The sequence below is a fragment of the Breoghania corrubedonensis genome (assembly GCF_003053845.1).
GTDB classification, from domain to species: Bacteria; Pseudomonadota; Alphaproteobacteria; order Rhizobiales; family Stappiaceae; genus Breoghania; species Breoghania corrubedonensis.
In genome coordinates this window covers 1,284,364-1,301,791 of the sequence record NZ_QAYG01000001.1, presented here as the reverse complement: position 1 = coordinate 1,301,791, position 17,428 = coordinate 1,284,364, and the positions used below count along the sequence as shown (strand labels likewise).

Below are 17,428 nucleotides of genomic sequence, written 5' to 3'. Positions count from 1 at the left end.
CATGCCGCACGCCCATGGAAAGGGCGAAGTCGGGGCCGCGCGGTTTTTCACTCCGATGAGGGGCGTGCCTTGCCTACTCCGCCGGCTGCAAGGCCGGTTTCGGCGCACGGAGATGGGCCCAGGCCGGGCGCCGGAAGAGGAACGCCAGGCGGGTGTTGTGCACCAGGAGGAAGAAGACGACAGGGCCGAGGACGCCGGCCGCCGTGACCATCAGCGAGATCGTGCCGAGATCGAGGAAGGGGGCGAATTTCAGCAGCAGCGCCCGCGAGACGCCCATCGGCAGGAAGAACGCCAGGTAGATGACGATCGAGTTCTGGCCGAAGAAGCGCAAGACCTCCGCGCGATGGAGGAGCGACAGCAGCGCGGAGACGAGAATGACCGCGCAGGCGCCCGCCGCCCCCAGAGCCAGCGACACGACCGGATAAAGCGAAAGGCCGGCCGCCACGACGGCGCCGTTGACGAGGCCCCAGGCGAGAAGGCCGGAAAGCGCTTTCGGCACGTTCGCCATCGCCCAGGCGGCGAGGCGGAAGATGTGCGGGGCGGCGACATAGCCGGTGTAGAAATAGACGAAGCGGGCGGCGAATTCGTCGATCAGCACCGCGCCGGTGGGAAACGGCGACAGGCCGGCCGAGGCGCCGGCGGCGTGGACGATCTCCAGCGCAACGCCGAGGCCCAGCATGATCTGCCAGGGAATGCGGGCCGCGCGCGCGGCCTTGGCGACGACGAAGAAGATCGGCAGCATGTAGATGAACCACAGCGTGCCGAAGGGCTGCACGAAGGCCGCCAGATAGGCCAGGCCCGCGCCCTGCCAGCCCAGCTCAGCCGCGAAGACCGGCGCCTTCAGCGCGAACTGGATCGTCACCCACAAGACGTAGAAGTAGGCGAAGTGGACGACCTTGCGGTCGAGATAGGTGCGCCAGTCGCGGTCGATGACATTGGCGAGGAAGAGCCCGGAGATCATGAAGAAGTCGGGCATGCGGAAGGGGCGGCAGAATTCCACCACGTGGCCCATCCAGCCGGTGGCCTCGGCGGCCTTCTCCACGCCGAGCGTGGAATGCATCATCACCACCGCGACGATGCAGAAGCCCTTCGCATAGTCGACCCAGTCGATCCGTGCAGACGTCATGACCTCATCACCCCTTAGAGCGGGAGCGCGAAGCTGCGCAAGACCGCCAATCGAGGCTGGAACATAAGGCGATCTTCTGTGAAAGTCGCCTGACGGCAGCCTGAATCGGTTGCATTTTAGGTGTTAAACTTAATGCCGCCATCCGCCAACCCGACAGGCACTTGGGTTTTAGTTCAAGCGTTTGTTGTTCCACGGTGTTTCCGGGTTTCCCGGCTTCCGGCTCCATTCTTCCTCATCGAGGTCGACTACCGGATCGCGCGGACTCGCCGTCTGCGCGCCGCCACGGGCCATGTCGATCACGACAACGTGACGCGCGATGAAGCGCCAGAGCGCGGAACGCACGGCGGGAACGAAGAGCAGAAAGCCGATCGTGTCGGTGACGAAGCCAGGGGTGAGCAGCAGCACGCCGGCGACAAGGATCATCGCGCCGTGGCCGAGCTCGGCGCCCGGTATGCGCCCGGCATCCATCTCCGCGCGAATGCGGGTGAGCAGCGAGAAGCCCTGATAGCGCAGGAGCGCGGTACCGATGACGGCGGTGACGAAGATCATCGCCAGTGTCGGGAAGACGCCGATGAGGCTGCCGACCTGAATGAAGACGGTAATCTCGAGGATCGGAATCCCGAGAAGGGCGATGGGTAAAAGCAGTCCGGGTCTCATCGTGCCTCGCAAGTGTTCGCGGCTTACATAGGTGTCAAAGCGCCGGGATGCCAGCGGCAGATGCGCGCGATAGCCGGAGAAACGCTTGCCTTGGGAAATAGTATGCGAAATTTCCCGACGGTTTCGCCCACGTTTTTGCGGCAATCGGCATACGGGGCTTGTGCTGGGCGTTGGATGCTGGTTCAAGGTGACTTACATAAAGAGGATAGCGGTGACGGACTTTCCGACCCTGCCCTGGTGTTGACGCCCGGAACTTGACCGTGCGGTGTCAGGGAATTGTCTGGGTATGGCCGGAAGGCGACGTCGCCACCCGAAGACAGCACAGCCGGTAGCGGGACATGAGTGGTTTTCTCGACGTCTACAGCATCATCTTTCTCGTACTGGCCGTCGTGATCCTGTTCAAATTGCGCAGCGTCCTTGGCCGGCGTACGGGCAGCGAACGTCCACCCTTCGACCCCTATTCGCAGGCCCCGCGCCAGAAAGGCGAAGGCACGCAGGATACAGGCGAACAGGGCGACACGAACGACAATGTCGTCTCGCTGCCCTCGCGCACCGAAGAAGATGACGAGGCCGGCAAGACTTCGCTCGACCGGCGGCTCGAAAAGGTCGCGCCGGCTGGCAGTGCCCTCAACGAGGCGCTGCGGGCGATCATTTCCTCCGACGGATCCTTCGATCCGCGCAGTTTCGTCGAAGGCGCCAAATCCGCATACGAGATGGTCGTCACGGCCTTTGCCGCGGGCGACCGCAAAACCTTGAAGAACCTGCTGTCGAAAGAGGTCTATGACGGCTTCGTCGCCGCCATCGCCGATCGTGAATCGCGCAAGGAAGCCGTGGCCTTCACCTTCGTCGGCATCGACAAGGCGGAGATCGTCGAGGCGACGCTGAAGAAGAGCGTCGCGCAAGTGACGGTGCGCTTCCGTTCCAAGATCATCTCGGCCACGCGCAACGAGGACGGGGCGATCATCGAAGGCGACCCGAACCAGGTCGTGGATGTCACCGATATCTGGACATTCTCGCGCGACGTGACCCAACGCGATCCGAACTGGAAGCTGGTGGCGACCGAAACGGCGGACTGACATGGCGAGGAACGCGCGGCGGCGGGCGGGCGATCCGCCGCCTTGTCCGATGCGCCGGAAGACGCAGACGTCTGCCGCGCGCGCGGGCCTGCTGGCCGCGCTCCCGATCCTGACGCTGAGCCTGGCCGCTGGCCCGCTTGCCTCGCAGGCCATGGCGCGCGCCAGCGCAACGCAGACGAGCGAGGCTGCGACGGTGACCCCTCCCGAAAACGGCGCCTCACACGCCTTCGATGCCGATGTGGCGCCGGTTCGCATCGCGGCAGCCGGCACGAAGGCAACGGCCGGTGCGGGCGCCGTCTACCATCCCTCCGTTGAGGCCGTTTCCTTTTCCGATTTGTCGGGATGGCGTGAGGATGATCCGTCGGCCGCCCTTTCCGCCTTCCTCAAGGGATGTCGTGCCCCGCATGCGCGCGCCGGAGCGCTCGGAATTTCCGGCGGCGATCTCGCATCGCTTTGCGTCAAGGCGGAAGCCGCCCGGGGCTCGCGGTCAGTTGCGCGGGCTTTTTTCGAGCGCGAGTTCGTCGCCGTGCGCATCGTCGAGCCCGGTTTCGTCACCGGTTATTTCGAACCGGCGATCCCTGGCAGCCGCATGCGGACGTCGCGCTTTACCGTTCCACTCTACCGAAAGCCCGACGATCTGGTGAAGATCACGGCTTCGCAACGCCGTGCCGCGCGCAAGGTCGGGCTCGGCGAGGAATATGCCTTTGCGAGGCGCACCGGCGACGGCGGGCTTGCCGAATATCCCGACCGTGCCGCGATCGCGGCCGGCGCGCTTGCCGGACGCGGCCTCGAAATCGCCTGGGTGGCCGATCCGCTCGATGCCTTCTTCATTCACATCCAGGGATCTGCGCGGCTGAAGCTTGCCGACGGTTCCCTTCTGCGGCTCGCCTATGCGGCCAAGAGCGGCCAGCCCTACACCGCCATCGGCCGGGTCCTGATCGAGCGCGGCGAGATCGCGCGTGAGGACATGACCATGGCCACCTTGCGCGCCTGGATGGAGGCGCACCGCGAGGAGGCGCGCGCGCTGATCGAGCATAATCGCTCCTACATCTTTTTCCGCGAGGTGGAGGCGGGTGAGGACGAAGGCCCGGTGGGGGCCGCAGGTGTGCCCCTGACGGCGGGCCGCTCGCTTGCGGTCGATCGCACGTTGCATGCTTTCGGAACGCCCGTTTTTATCGAAGCGGACCTGCCGAAGTCGGCAGGCGGTCGGTTCCGTCGCCTGATGATCGCGCAGGATACGGGCTCGGCCATCGTCGGCCCTGCGCGCGGCGACATTTTCGTGGGCACCGGCGAGGATGCCGGCCATACCGCCGGCGAGATCAAGCATTCCGCCCGCTTCACGCTGCTGGCGCCGCGTGGCTCCCGGCTTGCGGAGGCCGCACGGCACGGAGCAAAACCGTGAGCAGCCGTGGCGGCGGTCGGCGCGGTCGGCCCCTGAGCCCGGAGGAAAAGAGCCTCTGGCGTCAGGTGGTCAGAACGCTGGAGCCGCTGCCCGGCCGGAGCCTTCCTTCCGAAGAGCCCGAAAAACCGGCGGACCCGCGTGAGGAAAAGCCGGCTCCCGCGCGCAAGCCGATGCAGACCGCCGCCGCCGCCCTGCGTCCGCCGCCCTCGTTGCCCGCGCTTGCGCCCCTCGACCGCCGCATGCGGCAGAAGGTGGCGCGCGGCAAGGCCGATATCGATGCGCGCATCGATCTGCACGGCATGACCCAGGACCAGGCGCATAGCCGGCTTCGCCGTTTCCTCGCCGCCGCGCAAGGCGACGGCCTGCGGCTGGTGCTGGTGATCACCGGCAAGGGCGGGCGATCCGGGTCGGGCGAAGGCGTGTTGCGGCGCATGGTGCCGCTGTGGCTGGAACGGCCGGAATGCCGGCGGCTGGTGATCGGATTCGAGGAGGCCCATGCGGGGCACGGCGGGGCTGGCGCGCTTTATGTTCGCATCCGCCGGGCGGGCAAGGGGGGCTGGCGATGAGGGAGCGAGGCCAATGACGCCGTTCGGTGCGAAGCTGCGCGAGATGCGTCGCAAGCGCGGTATCACGCTGAAGGAGATGGCGACGACCCTGCAGGTCTCCAGCGCGTATCTCTCCGCGCTCGAGCATGGCCGTCGCGGTCGGCCGACCTGGTTCATGGTCCACCGCATCATCACGTTCTTCAACGTGATCTGGGACGAGGCGGAGGAGCTGCAACGTCTGGCCGAAGTGTCCGATCCGCGCATCACCGTGGACACGGCCGGTCTCGAACCGGAAGCCACGGAGCTTGCCAACCTGCTGTCGACCAAGATCGGCGGCCTGTCGAAGGAATCGCTGCTCCACCTCATCCACCAGCTTCGCGTGGTCGCGGCCCGGGACGGCATCTGAAGCTCAGCGGCAGGCGGCCGCGATGGTCTCCTTCACGTCGTGCAGGTTGGCGAAGATCCGCCATTCCTCGTGGGTCATGTCGATCTCCTCGCCGCGGTAGGGAACCAGTCCGACGCTGATGCCGGCATTGTGTCCGGCCATGCCATCGCTCCCGGGGGAATCGCCGATGATCCAGACCCGTTCGTCCGGCATGTGCGAAACGTCGTCATTCGACAGAAGCCGCAGCACTTCACGGATGCCCGCCGGGTCGGGTTTGCTGGCGATCCGGCCCGGCAAGATGCCGAGCGTCAGCGGCACGCGCAGCCCCACGCGCTCGCAATTGACCCGCACGAGATCGCGCAGATACGCATCCTCGCTGTTGGAGTGAATGGCGTGCGCAATGCCCTGCTGGTCCAGAAAGCTCAGAAGCTCCGTCGCTCCGGGAAGGAATTCGACCGGAATCCCGCCCTTGCGGGTGTATTCCTCGAAAAGAACCACCGCCTTGGCGGCCAGCGCCTGTGAGCCGAGCAGCCGCGCGAAGAAGGCGACATCGCTTTCGCCCGGCAGCGATTGATGGTCGCCCACGGCATCCACCCCGTCCTCGCGCCGGATCCGCTCGAACACCGCCGCATCGACGCGCGCGAAATAGGCCGTGCCGTCGATCAGCGTGTTGTCCCAGTCGAGAATGATGACGGCGGGCTTTTCCTTCATCGGGTTCGCGCTCTCCCTCTTGTCGTTTCAGTGCCGCTCGCCGCCACCGCCACCGTCGCCGTCAACGGGACGAGCGCGCAGGATCGGGGGGCGTCGACGGACCGTAACGGCATTCTGGGCGAAGACGCCCTCGCCCATGGCCTCGCGCCGCGCCCGCACCCGGGCGGCCAGATTCTCGTGCTCGGATCCATGCACGTCGAAGAAGGAATCCATCGGATCGAGTGGGTCGATGCAGGTGCGGTCGACGGAGGCATGATGCAATGGATCGCCTTCCAGCAGGATCGAATAGGCCGACTTGTCGATTGGAAACACCGCGCAGCGCAGGCCCGGTACGTCCTCCTCCACCACGATGGAATTGTCGACCGGGCGTTGCAGGATCGCTTCCATCGCATCCCGGCTTTCCCACGCAAGGCTCGAATTGGAGATGATCGCCGTCCCCACGTCGATGCTGTTGGTCGGCGCGCCGTACGGCTGGCCGGGTGCCAGTTTCAGCATATGCACGCCTTCGAACTCGGCCGTGCAGGTCTCCATGAAGCTGTCGAGTTCACCGCTCCGGCCGCAAGCCCGGGCGATTTCGGCCACCGCTTCGCCAATCACCAGATGCGGCCGGTTGTGTCGGTCGGGCCAGATGTTGAAACCGTAATCCACCCAGTTGGTGAGCTGCGTGAGCGAGGTGACGCGGCCCGGCACCTCCCACGGGATCAATCTGTCCGGCACGTTGAAAACCCGGCACGCCTCGTCTGCCTTGGCGACGCCGATGCGCACCAGCCGGTCCTTGAGCGCCGACCGGTCGACGCCATGCTCCACGATGGCGACATGGGTACCGTCGGCGCGCTGGTACTGGATCGTTCTCAAATCCATCGCGCTGATGCCGGCGACATTCTCCACCTCGTAGTCCTCGTGGTCGACATGCGCGGTGACGACGCCGTGCGCGCGTGCTTGTTTCAGCCAGTCGCCGTCGTTGGAGGCGGTGAAAACCTTGGCGCCGTAGCGTATCAGCAAATCGGCCATGCGCAGTCGTTCTGCTACGAGCCGTTCACGGTCGTGCCCGCGCAGGCGCGAGCGTCCGATCACCAACCCAGCGTCGCGCAGAACCCGTTTCAGTTCCGCTCCGGAGACGATGTGTCCGTAACCCGGGTGGCAGGGTTCACGCCTGAACAGGGCGTTCACGGGTGCGAGGTCTTCCAGATAGTGCGTCGGGCCGTAATATCTGGGTGGCGGCGGAATGAAGATGTGCTGGTAGAGGGGAAAGGTGTGTGCGTCGGACCGGTTGCGAGCAAGCGGCGCGCAGCGGTACTTGTTCATGCCGAGCCGGATGATCCGGCACGCGTCGCGGCTGTTGCCCCACCCGTCGAAAACGATCTCGTCGCCCGGGCGGTAGCGCGCGAGAAAGGCGTTCACGGCCGCGGCGAGCGGCATGGCCTGCCCGTCTCCGGTCTCGATCGGCGGCAGGTCACCGATCTCGCGGATATGCGCATGTTCCCTTGTGTCGGGCACGGCGATGACCTTGTCGTCGTTCGTTTCCCACCCGTCGATCGCGATGAAGACGCCGATGGGACGCACCCGGACCTGTTCGGCCGGCGCGCGGTCGCTGTCATCCAGAACCAGCAGGACGTCCAGCGCCTCGCCTTCGTCGCTGAAAGTTTGCGGAATGGCGCCGTAGTGCCAGTGGATCGGGACCGGCGGGTCGATCTCGCCGGCATTGAGAAGCGTGCCATCGGCGAGGTCCACCTCCAGCTTCCGCGACATTGCCCGGGTCTTCGGGATCTCGATGACCATTTCAAATATATCCGGGGCCCGATCCCCGATCGAAAAGGCATGCTCCATCATGGCTTTGGTCCGCCCGTGTCGGATCAGTCCGGCCTGAAAACGGTTGCCGGATGGCACCGCGAACGGCGCCGGGAAGAACAATTTCGACGTTTGAAACAGGCAGTGAGTCTGCCCGGAAAATCGCCCGCCGCAAAGCGGTGAATTCCCCTGGTGGAGCTGTGATCGGCAAAAATTGTCAGCAAGCGGAAGTCGCCGATGGGGAACTAAAGCAATTGTCACGGTGTTGAGCGTTCAGTCAGATGTTCCGGGAAAAATTTCATGAATTCTACAAGTTATCGTCACGCCACACACTCCGTAACAACAGACATCCCTGCTCGCATGGACCGTTTGCCATGGTCGAGGCTGCACTGGGCCATATTACTGGCGCTGGGAGTGACCTGGGTGCTTGATGGTCTTGAAGTCACCTTGAAAGGTGCGGTTTCCAGTGTCCTTCAGGAACCGGAAAGTCTTGGCTTTACCAGTTCCCAAATCGGCATGATCGCGTCCTTCTATATCGCCGGCGCGGTGGTCGGCGCACTGATCTTCGGGTATCTGACGGACCGTTTCGGCCGCCGCATCTTCTTTTTCGTTACGCTCGGGGTTTATCTGGTCGGCGCGATGCTTACGGCGTTTTCCTGGGACCTGACGAGTTTCATTGTGTTCCGCTTCATCACGGGGCTGGGCATCGGCGGGGAATATGCGGCGATCAACTCCACGATCGACGAGATGATGCCGGCGCGCGTGCGTGGCCAGACAGCTTTGGCGGTCAATGGATCCTACTGGGCAGGTGCTGCTCTCGGGTCGCTTTCCACGATCGTATTGCTCGACACGGCCTACTTCTCTGTCGATGTCGGCTGGCGCATTGGTTTCTTCGTGGGTGCAGCGCTCGGCGTCATCGTGCTCTTCATGCGGCGCCATTTGCCCGAAGGCCCACGCTGGCTCGTCACGCACGACCGTCTGGACGAGGCGGAAAAGGTAATGCGCGGGCTCGAGGACCGCGTGAGCCGCGAGACGGGTGAGGAGCTGTCGGACATTGACGCCGACGACCGCATCAAGATCCATCCGCAGCGCTCGTTTTCACTTGCCGCCATTTTGAAGGCGATGTTCCGCACGCATCTCAAGCGATCGCTTCTGGCCCTCACGCTGATGGCGTCGCAAGCCTTCCTCTACAACGCGATCTTCTTCACCTACGCGCTGGTATTGTCGAACTTCTTCGATGTTCCTTCGGGCCAGACAGGTCTTTATCTGCTGCCCTTCGCCATCGGTAATTTCCTCGGCGCGCTGTTGCTCGGCCGGTTGTTCGATACGTTTGGCCGGCGTGTCATGATCGGAGGCACCTACACGATCTCGGCACTCATCCTGTTGGTCACCGGCTACATGTTCGCGCAAGGAATGCTCGGAGCCATAACGTTGACGATCTTGTGGTCCGTGATCTTCTTCTTCGCCTCCGCTGCCGCCAGCTCCGCCTATCTCACGGTAAGCGAGATCTTTCCGCTGGAAACCCGCGCGCTGGCCATCGCGCTGTTCTATTCGATCGGAACCGCGACCGGCGGTATCCTCTCGCCGTGGATCTTCGGCATGCTGATCGATACAGGCTCGGCCTGGAATGTCTTCTACGGATATGCGTTTGCCGCCACAGTGATGATCGCGGCTGCGCTCTGCGAGGCATTCATTGGCATCGATGCCGAGCAGGCCTCGCTGGAAAGCGTGGCAAGCCCGCTTTCCAGCGCGGAAAACGCCTGAGGCGGGAGAGTGTGGCGGCGCGACACGGAACACATGTGCGACACGCCACCTTCCGCATGCGCTCCTACGGCAAGACGGCCAGCGGAGCGGTGCCGTAGGTGGTGGCGGTTTCCTGCAAGAGCGCGATATCCTCGTCCGCAAAGGGAATGCCTTCGCGGCGGTAGGTCTCCTCGCAGCGCGCGCCGCGTTCGCCCGGCATCAGCACCTCATCGAAGCCTTCGGCACGCGGCTGGTCATGCACCGTGCGCACGAGCGTCTCCATCCGGGTCTGGAATTCTTCGCTGCTCATGAAGAGGCCCGGCTTCATCGCCAGGAAGAAATGGCCGACGTCCTGTGGTCCGGCGCCGCCATAAAGATCGCCGACGCCGCCGGCAAATCCGGCCCCCGCGAAGACGCCGCTCATCACGTCCATGAGCATGGCGAGGCCCGATCCCTTCGGCCCGCCCATCGGCAGCACCACGCCCTCGAAAGCGGCCTTGGGATCCGTCGTCGGCCGGCCTTCGCTGTCGAGCGCGAGGCCCGGTGCCAGCGGCTTGCCGTGGCGCATCGCCCGGCGGATGGCGCCGCGCGTGGTGATCGCCGGCGAAAAATCGACCACGAAGGGCGTCTTCCCGCCCGCAGGCGCACCGGCCGCGAAGGGCGATGTTCCAAGTAGCGCCGCCCGCCCGCCCCATGCCGGCATGGCGGCCGGCGCATTGGAAAAGGCGAACGAGATGTAGCCCGCTTCCGCGGCCTGCAGGATATAGGCGGCGGCCATGCCGTAATGGTTGGAGTGGTTCGCCGCCACCATGCCGATGCCGAACGTCTCGGCCATCTTCATGGCCTCGTTCATCGCCCGCGTCGCCGTCACGAAACCCAGCGCGTTGTCGCCGTCCAGATGGCCGACGACAGGCGTCGGTTTCGTCAGTGTCATGTTGGGCCGGGCATTGATGAGACCGCCGCTCAGCCGCTCCATGTAGACCTGCATGCGGGTGATGCCGTGGGTGTTGACCCCGCGCAGGTCCGCCCGCACCAAGGAGGCGGCGACCGTCGCCGCGTCATCGGCGGGCAGTCCGGCATGGCGCAGGAGATCGACACAATAGTCGGCGGCGGCAAGTGGCGTCACGCGCCGGCTGGTCTGGCTCATTGGGGGTCCTTCGCGCGGCCCGTCCGCGTTCGCTGTCAATGATGGCCGCAGCCATGCGACCGGTTGTTCACTAGGTGCTATTTAGCGGAGGAGCGTGAACGAAAACAATACCGTGCGCTCTGGCAAAGGGATCTCCGGCATGCCTGCCCAACGGCCTGACGTGTGCGGCGCTTTGGAGCGGGCGGTTGCGATCGGGCTACGTTTCCTGCTCTATCCAGCTGCGGATCAGCCAGTGGGCGATGGAGATCGGCGGAGGTACGACAAGGCCGTCGCGGTGCCGCCCGGCCAGCATCTCACGCACCTCCTCGCGGCCAAACCAGCGGCAATCCTCCAGTTCGTCGTCGCCCAGGTTGATCTCGCGGCTTTCCGCCACGCCGAAGCAGCCCAGCATCAGCGAAGCTGGAAACGGCCAGGGCTGGTTCTTTACGAAGCTGACATCGCCCACGCGTATTCCCGCTTCCTCCATCACCTCGCGCCGGACCGCCTGCTCGATCGTCTCGCCCGGCTCCATGAAGCCGGCGAGCGTGGTGTAGACGCCTTCGGCCAGCCGGTGCGGTCTTCCCATCAGGGCCTTGTCGCCGTCCGCGATGAGCATGATGACGACAGGATCCGTGCGCGGAAAATGCGTCGTCGAGCAGGACGGGCAATCGCGCCTGTAGCCGGCCTGCGCCATCCGTGTCTTGTGTCCGCAGCGTGAGCAGAACCCATGGCTCTCGTGCCAGTGGCAAAGGGAACGGGCCTGGGCCAGAAGGCCCAGATCGCCGGCCGGCAGCGTCGCCTGAAGCGCCAGAGAGCGCATGTCGATGAGCTTCAGCGCTGATTTGCTCGCGGCTTCGATATCCGCCTCGATCTCTTCCGCCGCCGCGCGCACGCGCGCGCAGAAGACGGGACGCGCCCCGCGCTCGGGCTTTTCCACGCCGAGAAGGGCGATCTCGTCGGCGGCAATGCCGAGGTTTTCCGCAAGCGCGCGCGGATGGCGGATCGATAGTGCGTTGCCGCGTATGCGGACCACCGGCCTGTCGCCGGAGATCAGAATGTAGGCGGCATCGGGTCGGTTCTGTTGTTCGCTGAGCCAGGGGGCGTCATCGCGGCGAAGCGCGGCGCGATCGAGTGAATTGTCGCAGTAGGCGGGGTCGCGAAAGGCGGGCAGAAGATCGTCGGGCATGGGGGCGGGCGCTCCGGTTGAGAGCCGGGCCGGCGGCCGAAACGGGTCGACCGCCGCCTCAAAGCTGGCGTCGGCACGCTACCGCGTTCGAAGGCCGAGGCAAAGAGGTTGAAACATGCGCCGGCGCACGCGTGGCGACAGACTGGCGCGAACCGCGCGAGGTAGCCGTGAGCGAGGAAAACGGAAATGTCTCAGGCGGCCGGTTCGCTCACCGTTATCGGCACGACGGGTTCGTCCTCGGCGACGGCGGAGGCTTCGGAATCGATCTCGTCATCGAGGTCGGCATCCTTGCCGGCGGTGGCCACGAGGTTGCGTTCCACCGCGCGCAGCAGCTTGCGCAAACGCTTGCGGTCCTTGTCATCGAGACCCGTGAGCGCTTCCCTTTCCAGCCGCTTCCAGGCTCGGTCGATCAGCTCGACCCGTTCGCGGCCCTCTTCGGTGAGATAGACACGGGCAAGCCGGCCATCGGTATCGGCGGCACGCCGGGTCAGCAGACCCTGCGCGGACATGCGGGTGACCATCTTGGTCACGGTGGGCGGTTGCACGCCCAGCGCAAGCGCGAGTTCGCTCATCGACAGCCCGTCGCTGTCGGCCAGAGTCTTCAGCACCGCTTCCTGGCCCGGATGCAAACCGATGCGCGAAAGATGCGCACCCGAGCGCGCCCGGCAGGCCTTGGCCGTCTGGGCAAGCCGAAAGGTGATGCTCTTTTTGTAATTGAACCCCATGACGATGGATCTACCAGCCGCCGATGAAGCTATTGTGACTGGAAAGGCGCTTGCTGTCTTGGGGACTTTTGGCGAAAGGACCCGGGAAGGCGTGTGGCTTCGGCGTTTCGCTTTTCTCGTCCCGAAGCAGGCTCCGCACGCGGTCGGGGCCTGGCCGCGAACGTGGCGCGGGACACGGCCGCGACGAGCGGATGCGCCTTGCATTTGCGCCGGCGAAAGCGCATCACGCTCCCCATTTCCCTTCGAACACTCGGATAGCGATGCAACGCCTTCTCAATATCGGTCCGCTGGAGCACGTGACAGGCGTGCGCACCCTCGTCATGGGCATCCTCAACGTCACCCCGGATTCCTTTTCCGATGGCGGCCTTCACTGCGGCGCGGACGCGGCCGAGGCCCATGCCCGGCTGATGCTGGCCCAGGGCGCCGACATCATCGACGTTGGCGGGGAAAGCACCCGGCCGGGTGCCGAGCCGATCTCGGCAGACGCGGAAATGATCCGTCTGCTGCCGGTTCTTGCCGCCGTGCGGTCGCTGGGCTGCGCGATCTCCATCGACACCTACAAGGCGGACGTCGCCGCGGCCGCTCTCGGTGCGGGCGCGCATGCCATCAACGACATTTGGGGCCTGCAGGGCGATCCCGACATGGCGATGGTGGCGGAGCAGACGGGAGCACCTGTCATCGTCATGCACAACCGGGAAACGGTCGACCCCGCGATCGATATCATGGCCGACATGCGGGCCTTCTTCCTGCGCTCGCTGGAAATCGCCGCCGCCGCCGGCATCGGGAGGGAAAAGATCATCCTCGATCCGGGCATCGGTTTCGGCAAGACTCCGCAGCAGAACCTGATCGCTCTCAATCGGCTGGGGGCTCTGAAGGCTCATTTCGACCTGCCCGTGCTGGTGGGCGCCTCGCGCAAGCGCATCATCGGCGCGCTGACGGGCCGCGAGGCGCATGATCGCGGCGCGGGGTCGCTCGGTGCCCATCTGGCAGCCGTCGCCCACGGCGCCGACATCGTTCGCGTCCACGATGTGGAGCTGCACGTCGATGCCGTCCGCGTCGCCGATGCGATCCGGCGCGAATCGCTTGATCCGCAGGCCGCGCCCCAGAATTCCCAGGATGCGGGAAGCAACGCATGAAGCGCGTGCAACCCGGCGGCGCGCCGGACAACCCGTCGGCTCGCGAGCCGGTCCGCGTTGCGCTCGGCCTTGGCTCCAACATCGGCGACAAGCGGGCTTTCGTGCGCACCGCCATCGAGCAGATAGCGCAAAGCGACGGCATCACGGTCGTCGCCCGTTCCGCCGACTATCGCACAGCCCCCTGGGGGCTCGCCGATCAGGACTGGTTCGTCAACGCCTGCATCGTGGTGGAGACGACGCTGTCAGCCGAGGATCTGCTCGCCCGCGCGCTGGAGATCGAACGCCGCCTCGGCCGCGTGCGCGACATCCGCTGGGGCCCGCGCAAGATTGATATCGACGTGCTGGTCTACGCGGGCGAGGAGATAGCTGAGGAGGGGCTTTCAATCCCCCATCCGCGCATCGCGGAGCGCGCCTTCGTGCTGGTGCCACTTGCCGAGATCTGGCCGGATGCGCCCGTCGGCGGCGGCCTGACCGCGGCCGGCGCGCTGGCCGCATGCACGGACGCCGACACGATCGAGATGTTGCGCGACTGACGCGGCCGGCCTTTGCGGGTTCGACCCTAAAGGCCAGCCTGCCAGGTGTTTGGCCCCGGCCAGTCGGGCAAAGAGCGTGTCGAGAAGATCCGGCAGCGCGGCGAAATGCGATAGCGGAGGCCAACGAAAGCAAAGGTGCGGATGCCTTCCTCATGCCGTTGCGAAAAGGCGTGCAGCCGCCGTGTCGCGCTCGGCGTCCGGACCTCGAGCCAGCGGCTGATCGCATCGTCAGTGGTGGTGACCGTCAGGTTGATCTCGGCGTGCGGCAGCCGTTCGAGCCGATCGACATCCCGTGTCACCATGGGCGACTTGTTTAGGATCCGCGCGACGCCCGACCACCCATTGCGGACGAGCTCACAAAGACGCCCCCGGCAATTCCCCGCCTTCTCTCGATGCCCTCACAGAGGTCGGTGAGCGAGGAGAGCAGGATCATGCCGTTCTTCTTGGCGGCCTGCATCCTGCCCAGTTCGCTGCGCGCGAGTTTCACCGCGTTGCTCTTCACCGCGACCAGGTTGCCCGTTCCTTCACTGGTTCGCCGACGAACCGGCCGCTGAAGTTGGCGTAGCAATAGGCGCAGCCGAAATCGCAGCTGTACAGGGGGGGCGGCATAGTCGATCGAGGGGATCTTCGACTTCCGGATCAAGTATGCGGTTTCGTAGTCGCTCCGGCGCATGACGGTGACCTACGGTCGGCACCCGCAAGGGTTTCTTCCGCGGTCACAATGTCAGGGTCTCGCCGTCGGCGGGGATCCGCAGCTTTCCGGAGAACCCGTTCCTCGCGGCATAGGTGTGCATGCTCGAACGGGTCAGGACGCACCCGGACCGTGGGCTTCGAGCCTGTTATCTGCTTCCCGGGAACGGTCCTCCGCATCCCGACCATTGCCCAGCTTGCTCAGATGAACACCCTGTTGCCGATCCAGCGATGCGCGCGCGAGGCTCTGGATGTTTTGCGCAGGATTGCAGACCGGCTTCAGAGGGATTTGCGGGCGGAACTTCCCCCGAGATGCGCGCCGCGTTGCTGCGACACCAGCTTTGCACTCCTCTGCTGAGGCAGCTTGCTCACCAACCGCGATAGCACAACATGCATCGGCCGCCAGCCAGGCTTCGCCAACGCAACCAGTTTCGTCAGATTTTCAGGCGTGAGGCTGGAACTGCCCGACCGAATTCCGCAACGCCCAGCAGCCGCCAAGGCGCTCCGGCGGCTCGCGCCGAGTATAGCTTCGCTTTCTGGGGCGTGCGGCTGCACGTGAACTCCCAGCCACTCCGGTGCGGCACGACATGTGCCGTATCGTAAGCGGCCCCTTATCCATATGTATTGCTCGCGGAGACTTTCTATGCTGCACTGATCTTCAGAGGAGCAGAGATGGCGGAGAGCATCCAGAAGGAGGACTGGGAGCGATTCCGGGCGCTCGGCAAGGTGCCGAAAAGCATAAGGGAGGTCGTTCTCCAGTCCTGGAGACGAACGGAAACCAGGCGGGAAATCCCGTCGCTGAAGCGGGCCCCCCGGGTGACGTCGCACGAGCTTGAGGCTCTGCGCGAACGCAGCTCGATGCTCCGCGCTTCGGCGAATTCCGTCCTCAACCGCGCCGGAACGCTGCTGCTGGACACCGGATCGATCGTGCTGATGTGCGATGCGAACGGCATCGTTCTGGATGCGGACGGTGACCGGGCCGTGCTGGAGCGGGCCAGCGAGAACCATCTGCATCTCGGCGGACGCTGGAACGAGGACGCCATCGGCACCAACGCGATCGGCACCGCGCTGCATCTGCGCCGGCCGGTGCAGATCGATGGCGTGGAGCATTTCTGCGAGGAGATCCAGCGCTGGTCGTGCGCCGCCACCCCGGTGCTGCACCCGGTGAACGGCGCGCTGATGGGGGTCGTGGACATTTCCGGACCCGCAGGCAGCAACCAGAGGCACGCGGCCCTCGTGTCCGCCTCGCTCGCCGCTGAAATCGGCGGCAGGCTGCGGGAGGAGGCGGAGGAGGAACGGCAGAAGCTGGTCGCGACCCTGCTTGCCACGCGGCGCTACTGGAGCGACGACGAGGTGCTGCTGCTCGATCGCTTCGGCGGCGAGGTGTTCGCGACCGAGCTTTTCCCGGACCGGGCCCCGGAGTTCGGCGATGTGGGCGCCGTGCGCGACCGGGTCCGGAATCTGCGCGAAATTCCGCCGGAGCGGCTCGTGGACGCTCTGGCGGAGGCGATGCCGGCGGCGGAGATCGAGATCGTCGAGGATGGCGGCAGCGCGCTCGGCGCCATGATCGTGCTGCCCTCGCGCCGGCGCCGCCGCCGCACGCAGGACGGTCCGGGCCTGGGGCTCGATTGGATATCGGGCGGCGGGCCGGAGATGGAGCGGCTGTGCGAACGGGCGGCGCGCCTCGGCGCGACGCACCTGCCGGTGCTGATCGAGGGCGAGACCGGCGTCGGCAAGGAGCTGCTGGCGCGCGCGATAGCGCGGGCCGCGCATGCCGGCAGGCCGTTCGAGATGGTCTATTGCGGTGAACTGACCGCCGACCGGCTGCGCGAGGAAGACGACGGCGCGGGCCGGATCGCGCGCCTGCTGCGTTCGGTGCTGCGTTCGGGCGGCGTGTTGTGTCTGGACGAGCCCGCCGCCGCCGCGCCCGACGTGCAGTCGCTGCTGTTCCACCTGCTCAAGGCGGAAGGGATCTCGCATGCGCACGAGACGCAGGCGCGCGTCATCGCCCTGTCGGGAACGGACCTGCACGCGGCGCTGCAGGCCGGGCAGATCCGTTCCGATCTCTATTTCATGCTCAACGGCGCGCGCCTGCACGTCCCTCCCCTGCGCGAGCGCCCGGCGGACATACGGCGCCTGGCGAGACACTTCGCCGAACAGTTCCACGCCAAAGGCAACCGCGGCCCGCTGCGCTTCACGCCGCCGGCGATGGAGCGCCTGCAGGTCCATGACTGGCCCGGCAACGTCCGCCAGCTGAGAAACCTCGTGGAGCAGCTTTCGGCGTTGTCGATGACGGGCCTGATCGAACTGGGCGACCTGCCGCCGGAAATCGTCGCGCCGCCCGCCGCGTCAGGCGAGGCCTCGCTGCGCGCCAGCGAGAAGCAGCGCATTCTCGACGTGCTCAACGAGACCGGCGGCAACCTGACGGCGAGCGCCCACGCGCTCGGGATCGCCCGCTCCACGCTCTATCTCAAGCTCCATACGCACGGCATCCAGCGCCCAGCCGGCAACGCCGGCTGACATCACCCTAACAAGCGGCAATGCCGGCTGACGCCCCGCCTCCTGCGGCGGCTCCCCCGGCTGCACCCGTCCTGGCTGC

The 17,428-nt window shown here is 65.7% G+C and carries 17 protein-coding genes; 8 read left to right on the top strand and 9 right to left on the bottom strand.

The features are described 5' to 3' along the window. Positions 1-73: 73 nt before the first annotated feature. Both C8N35_RS05675 and C8N35_RS05670 read right to left on the bottom strand, forming a co-directional pair. Entirely contained in the window at positions 74-1,126 is a 1,053-nt protein-coding gene (locus tag C8N35_RS05675; RefSeq protein ID WP_107988582.1) for an acyltransferase family protein, read from the bottom strand. A gap of 168 nt (positions 1,127-1,294) precedes the next feature. Continuing rightward, positions 1,295-1,783 (bottom strand): FxsA family protein, encoded by a 489-nt coding sequence (locus C8N35_RS05670; protein WP_107988581.1) that lies wholly within the window; start codon positions 1,781-1,783, stop codon positions 1,295-1,297. A 338-nt stretch (positions 1,784-2,121) separates the two neighbouring features. Here C8N35_RS05670 and C8N35_RS05665 point away from each other — a divergent pair, with 338 nt between their 5' ends. The 4 genes from C8N35_RS05665 to C8N35_RS05650 are packed head-to-tail and all read left to right on the top strand — an operon-like array spanning position 2,122 to position 5,212. Next, positions 2,122-2,859: a Tim44/TimA family putative adaptor protein gene (locus C8N35_RS05665; protein ID WP_107988580.1), complete on the top strand. Its 738-nt coding sequence runs from the start codon at positions 2,122-2,124 to the stop codon at positions 2,857-2,859. A 49-nt stretch (positions 2,860-2,908) separates the two neighbouring features. Then, entirely contained in the window at positions 2,909-4,261 is a 1,353-nt protein-coding gene (gene mltA / locus C8N35_RS05660; RefSeq protein WP_245926665.1) for a murein transglycosylase A, read from the top strand. Continuing rightward, positions 4,258-4,827, top strand: coding sequence for a Smr/MutS family protein (locus C8N35_RS05655; RefSeq protein ID WP_107988579.1), 570 nt, complete (start codon positions 4,258-4,260; stop codon positions 4,825-4,827). Before mltA ends, C8N35_RS05655 begins: the two co-directional genes overlap by 4 nt. A 13-nt stretch (positions 4,828-4,840) precedes the next feature. Further along, positions 4,841-5,212 carry a helix-turn-helix domain-containing protein gene (locus C8N35_RS05650; RefSeq protein WP_107988578.1) on the top strand — a complete coding sequence of 124 codons (372 nt, stop codon included), beginning with the start codon at positions 4,841-4,843 and terminating at the stop codon, positions 5,210-5,212. Positions 5,213-5,215: 3 nt separating this feature from the next. Here the strand turns inward: C8N35_RS05650 and C8N35_RS05645 are convergent, their stop codons facing one another. Together C8N35_RS05645 and C8N35_RS05640 are read right to left on the bottom strand one after the other, a co-directional pair. Next, positions 5,216-5,902, bottom strand: a complete 687-nt coding sequence (locus C8N35_RS05645; protein ID WP_107988577.1) for an HAD family hydrolase — start codon at positions 5,900-5,902, stop codon at positions 5,216-5,218. A 27-nt stretch (positions 5,903-5,929) separates the two neighbouring features. After that, the gene (locus C8N35_RS05640; RefSeq protein WP_170122026.1) at positions 5,930-7,681 is read right to left on the bottom strand and encodes an inorganic diphosphatase; all 1,752 of its coding nucleotides are present in this window, start codon (positions 7,679-7,681) and stop codon (positions 5,930-5,932) included. A 369-nt stretch (positions 7,682-8,050) separates the two neighbouring features. Here C8N35_RS05640 and C8N35_RS05635 point away from each other — a divergent pair, with 369 nt between their 5' ends. Next, the gene (locus tag C8N35_RS05635) at positions 8,051-9,454 is read left to right on the top strand and encodes an MFS transporter (RefSeq protein WP_210203392.1); all 1,404 of its coding nucleotides are present in this window, start codon (positions 8,051-8,053) and stop codon (positions 9,452-9,454) included. Positions 9,455-9,518: 64 nt separating this feature from the next. Here C8N35_RS05635 and C8N35_RS05630 read toward each other — a convergent pair whose 3' ends face one another. The 3 genes from C8N35_RS05630 to C8N35_RS05620 all read right to left on the bottom strand — a co-directional run bounded on the left by C8N35_RS05630 (position 9,519) and on the right by C8N35_RS05620 (position 12,470). Beyond that, positions 9,519-10,580: an Ldh family oxidoreductase gene (locus C8N35_RS05630; RefSeq protein WP_107988574.1), complete on the bottom strand. Its 1,062-nt coding sequence runs from the start codon at positions 10,578-10,580 to the stop codon at positions 9,519-9,521. Positions 10,581-10,776: 196 nt separating this feature from the next. After that, a complete protein-coding gene (gene nudC / locus C8N35_RS05625; RefSeq protein WP_107988573.1) occupies positions 10,777-11,745 on the bottom strand; it encodes an NAD(+) diphosphatase in 969 nt (322 codons plus the stop codon). Positions 11,746-11,936: 191 nt separating this feature from the next. After that, the gene (locus C8N35_RS05620) at positions 11,937-12,470 is read right to left on the bottom strand and encodes a MarR family winged helix-turn-helix transcriptional regulator (protein WP_107988572.1); all 534 of its coding nucleotides are present in this window, start codon (positions 12,468-12,470) and stop codon (positions 11,937-11,939) included. Between the two features lie 260 nt (positions 12,471-12,730). Between C8N35_RS05620 and folP the strand changes: the two genes are divergently transcribed. Further along, the gene (folP, locus tag C8N35_RS05615; RefSeq protein ID WP_107988571.1) at positions 12,731-13,606 is read left to right on the top strand and encodes a dihydropteroate synthase; all 876 of its coding nucleotides are present in this window, start codon (positions 12,731-12,733) and stop codon (positions 13,604-13,606) included. Next, on the top strand, positions 13,603-14,139 hold the full coding sequence (gene folK, locus C8N35_RS05610) for a 2-amino-4-hydroxy-6-hydroxymethyldihydropteridine diphosphokinase (protein WP_107988570.1): 537 nt from the start codon (positions 13,603-13,605) through the stop codon (positions 14,137-14,139). The genes folP and folK overlap by 4 nt, the downstream gene beginning before the upstream one ends. Before the next feature lie 26 nt (positions 14,140-14,165). On the opposite strand, the gene C8N35_RS05605 is transcribed toward folK, so the two are convergent. Beyond that, positions 14,166-14,441, bottom strand: coding sequence for a radical SAM family protein (locus C8N35_RS05605; RefSeq protein ID WP_107988569.1), 276 nt, complete (start codon positions 14,439-14,441; stop codon positions 14,166-14,168). 11 nt (positions 14,442-14,452) lie between these two features. Beyond that, the gene (locus tag C8N35_RS05600) at positions 14,453-14,812 is read right to left on the bottom strand and encodes a hypothetical protein (protein WP_107988568.1); all 360 of its coding nucleotides are present in this window, start codon (positions 14,810-14,812) and stop codon (positions 14,453-14,455) included. A 689-nt stretch (positions 14,813-15,501) separates the two neighbouring features. Here C8N35_RS05600 and C8N35_RS05595 point away from each other — a divergent pair. Then, on the top strand, positions 15,502-17,349 hold the full coding sequence (locus C8N35_RS05595) for a sigma-54-dependent Fis family transcriptional regulator (protein WP_107988567.1): 1,848 nt from the start codon (positions 15,502-15,504) through the stop codon (positions 17,347-17,349). Positions 17,350-17,428: the final 79 nt, after the last annotated feature.

What these genes read in the sequence shown, in the direction of transcription:
- C8N35_RS05675 (WP_107988582.1), bottom strand. Translation starts at nt 1,126, where the DNA reads ATGACGTCTGCACGGATCGACTGGGTCGACTATGCGAAGGGCTTCTGC.
- C8N35_RS05670 (WP_107988581.1), bottom strand. Translation starts at nt 1,783, where the DNA reads ATGAGACCCGGACTGCTTTTACCCATCGCCCTTCTCGGGATTCCGATC.
- C8N35_RS05665 (WP_107988580.1), top strand. Translation starts at nt 2,122, where the DNA reads ATGAGTGGTTTTCTCGACGTCTACAGCATCATCTTTCTCGTACTGGCC.
- mltA (WP_245926665.1), top strand. Translation starts at nt 2,909, where the DNA reads ATGCGCCGGAAGACGCAGACGTCTGCCGCGCGCGCGGGCCTGCTGGCC.
- C8N35_RS05650 (WP_107988578.1), top strand. Translation starts at nt 4,841, where the DNA reads ATGACGCCGTTCGGTGCGAAGCTGCGCGAGATGCGTCGCAAGCGCGGT.
- C8N35_RS05645 (WP_107988577.1), bottom strand. Translation starts at nt 5,902, where the DNA reads ATGAAGGAAAAGCCCGCCGTCATCATTCTCGACTGGGACAACACGCTG.
- C8N35_RS05640 (WP_170122026.1), bottom strand. Translation starts at nt 7,681, where the DNA reads ATGGTCATCGAGATCCCGAAGACCCGGGCAATGTCGCGGAAGCTGGAG.
- C8N35_RS05635 (WP_210203392.1), top strand. Translation starts at nt 8,051, where the DNA reads ATGGACCGTTTGCCATGGTCGAGGCTGCACTGGGCCATATTACTGGCG.
- C8N35_RS05630 (WP_107988574.1), bottom strand. Translation starts at nt 10,580, where the DNA reads ATGAGCCAGACCAGCCGGCGCGTGACGCCACTTGCCGCCGCCGACTAT.
- nudC (WP_107988573.1), bottom strand. Translation starts at nt 11,745, where the DNA reads ATGCCCGACGATCTTCTGCCCGCCTTTCGCGACCCCGCCTACTGCGAC.
- C8N35_RS05620 (WP_107988572.1), bottom strand. Translation starts at nt 12,470, where the DNA reads ATGGGGTTCAATTACAAAAAGAGCATCACCTTTCGGCTTGCCCAGACG.
- folP (WP_107988571.1), top strand. Translation starts at nt 12,731, where the DNA reads ATGCAACGCCTTCTCAATATCGGTCCGCTGGAGCACGTGACAGGCGTG.
- folK (WP_107988570.1), top strand. Translation starts at nt 13,603, where the DNA reads ATGAAGCGCGTGCAACCCGGCGGCGCGCCGGACAACCCGTCGGCTCGC.
- C8N35_RS05605 (WP_107988569.1), bottom strand. Translation starts at nt 14,441, where the DNA reads ATGGTGACACGGGATGTCGATCGGCTCGAACGGCTGCCGCACGCCGAG.
- C8N35_RS05600 (WP_107988568.1), bottom strand. Translation starts at nt 14,812, where the DNA reads ATGCGCCGGAGCGACTACGAAACCGCATACTTGATCCGGAAGTCGAAG.
- C8N35_RS05595 (WP_107988567.1), top strand. Translation starts at nt 15,502, where the DNA reads ATGGCGGAGAGCATCCAGAAGGAGGACTGGGAGCGATTCCGGGCGCTC.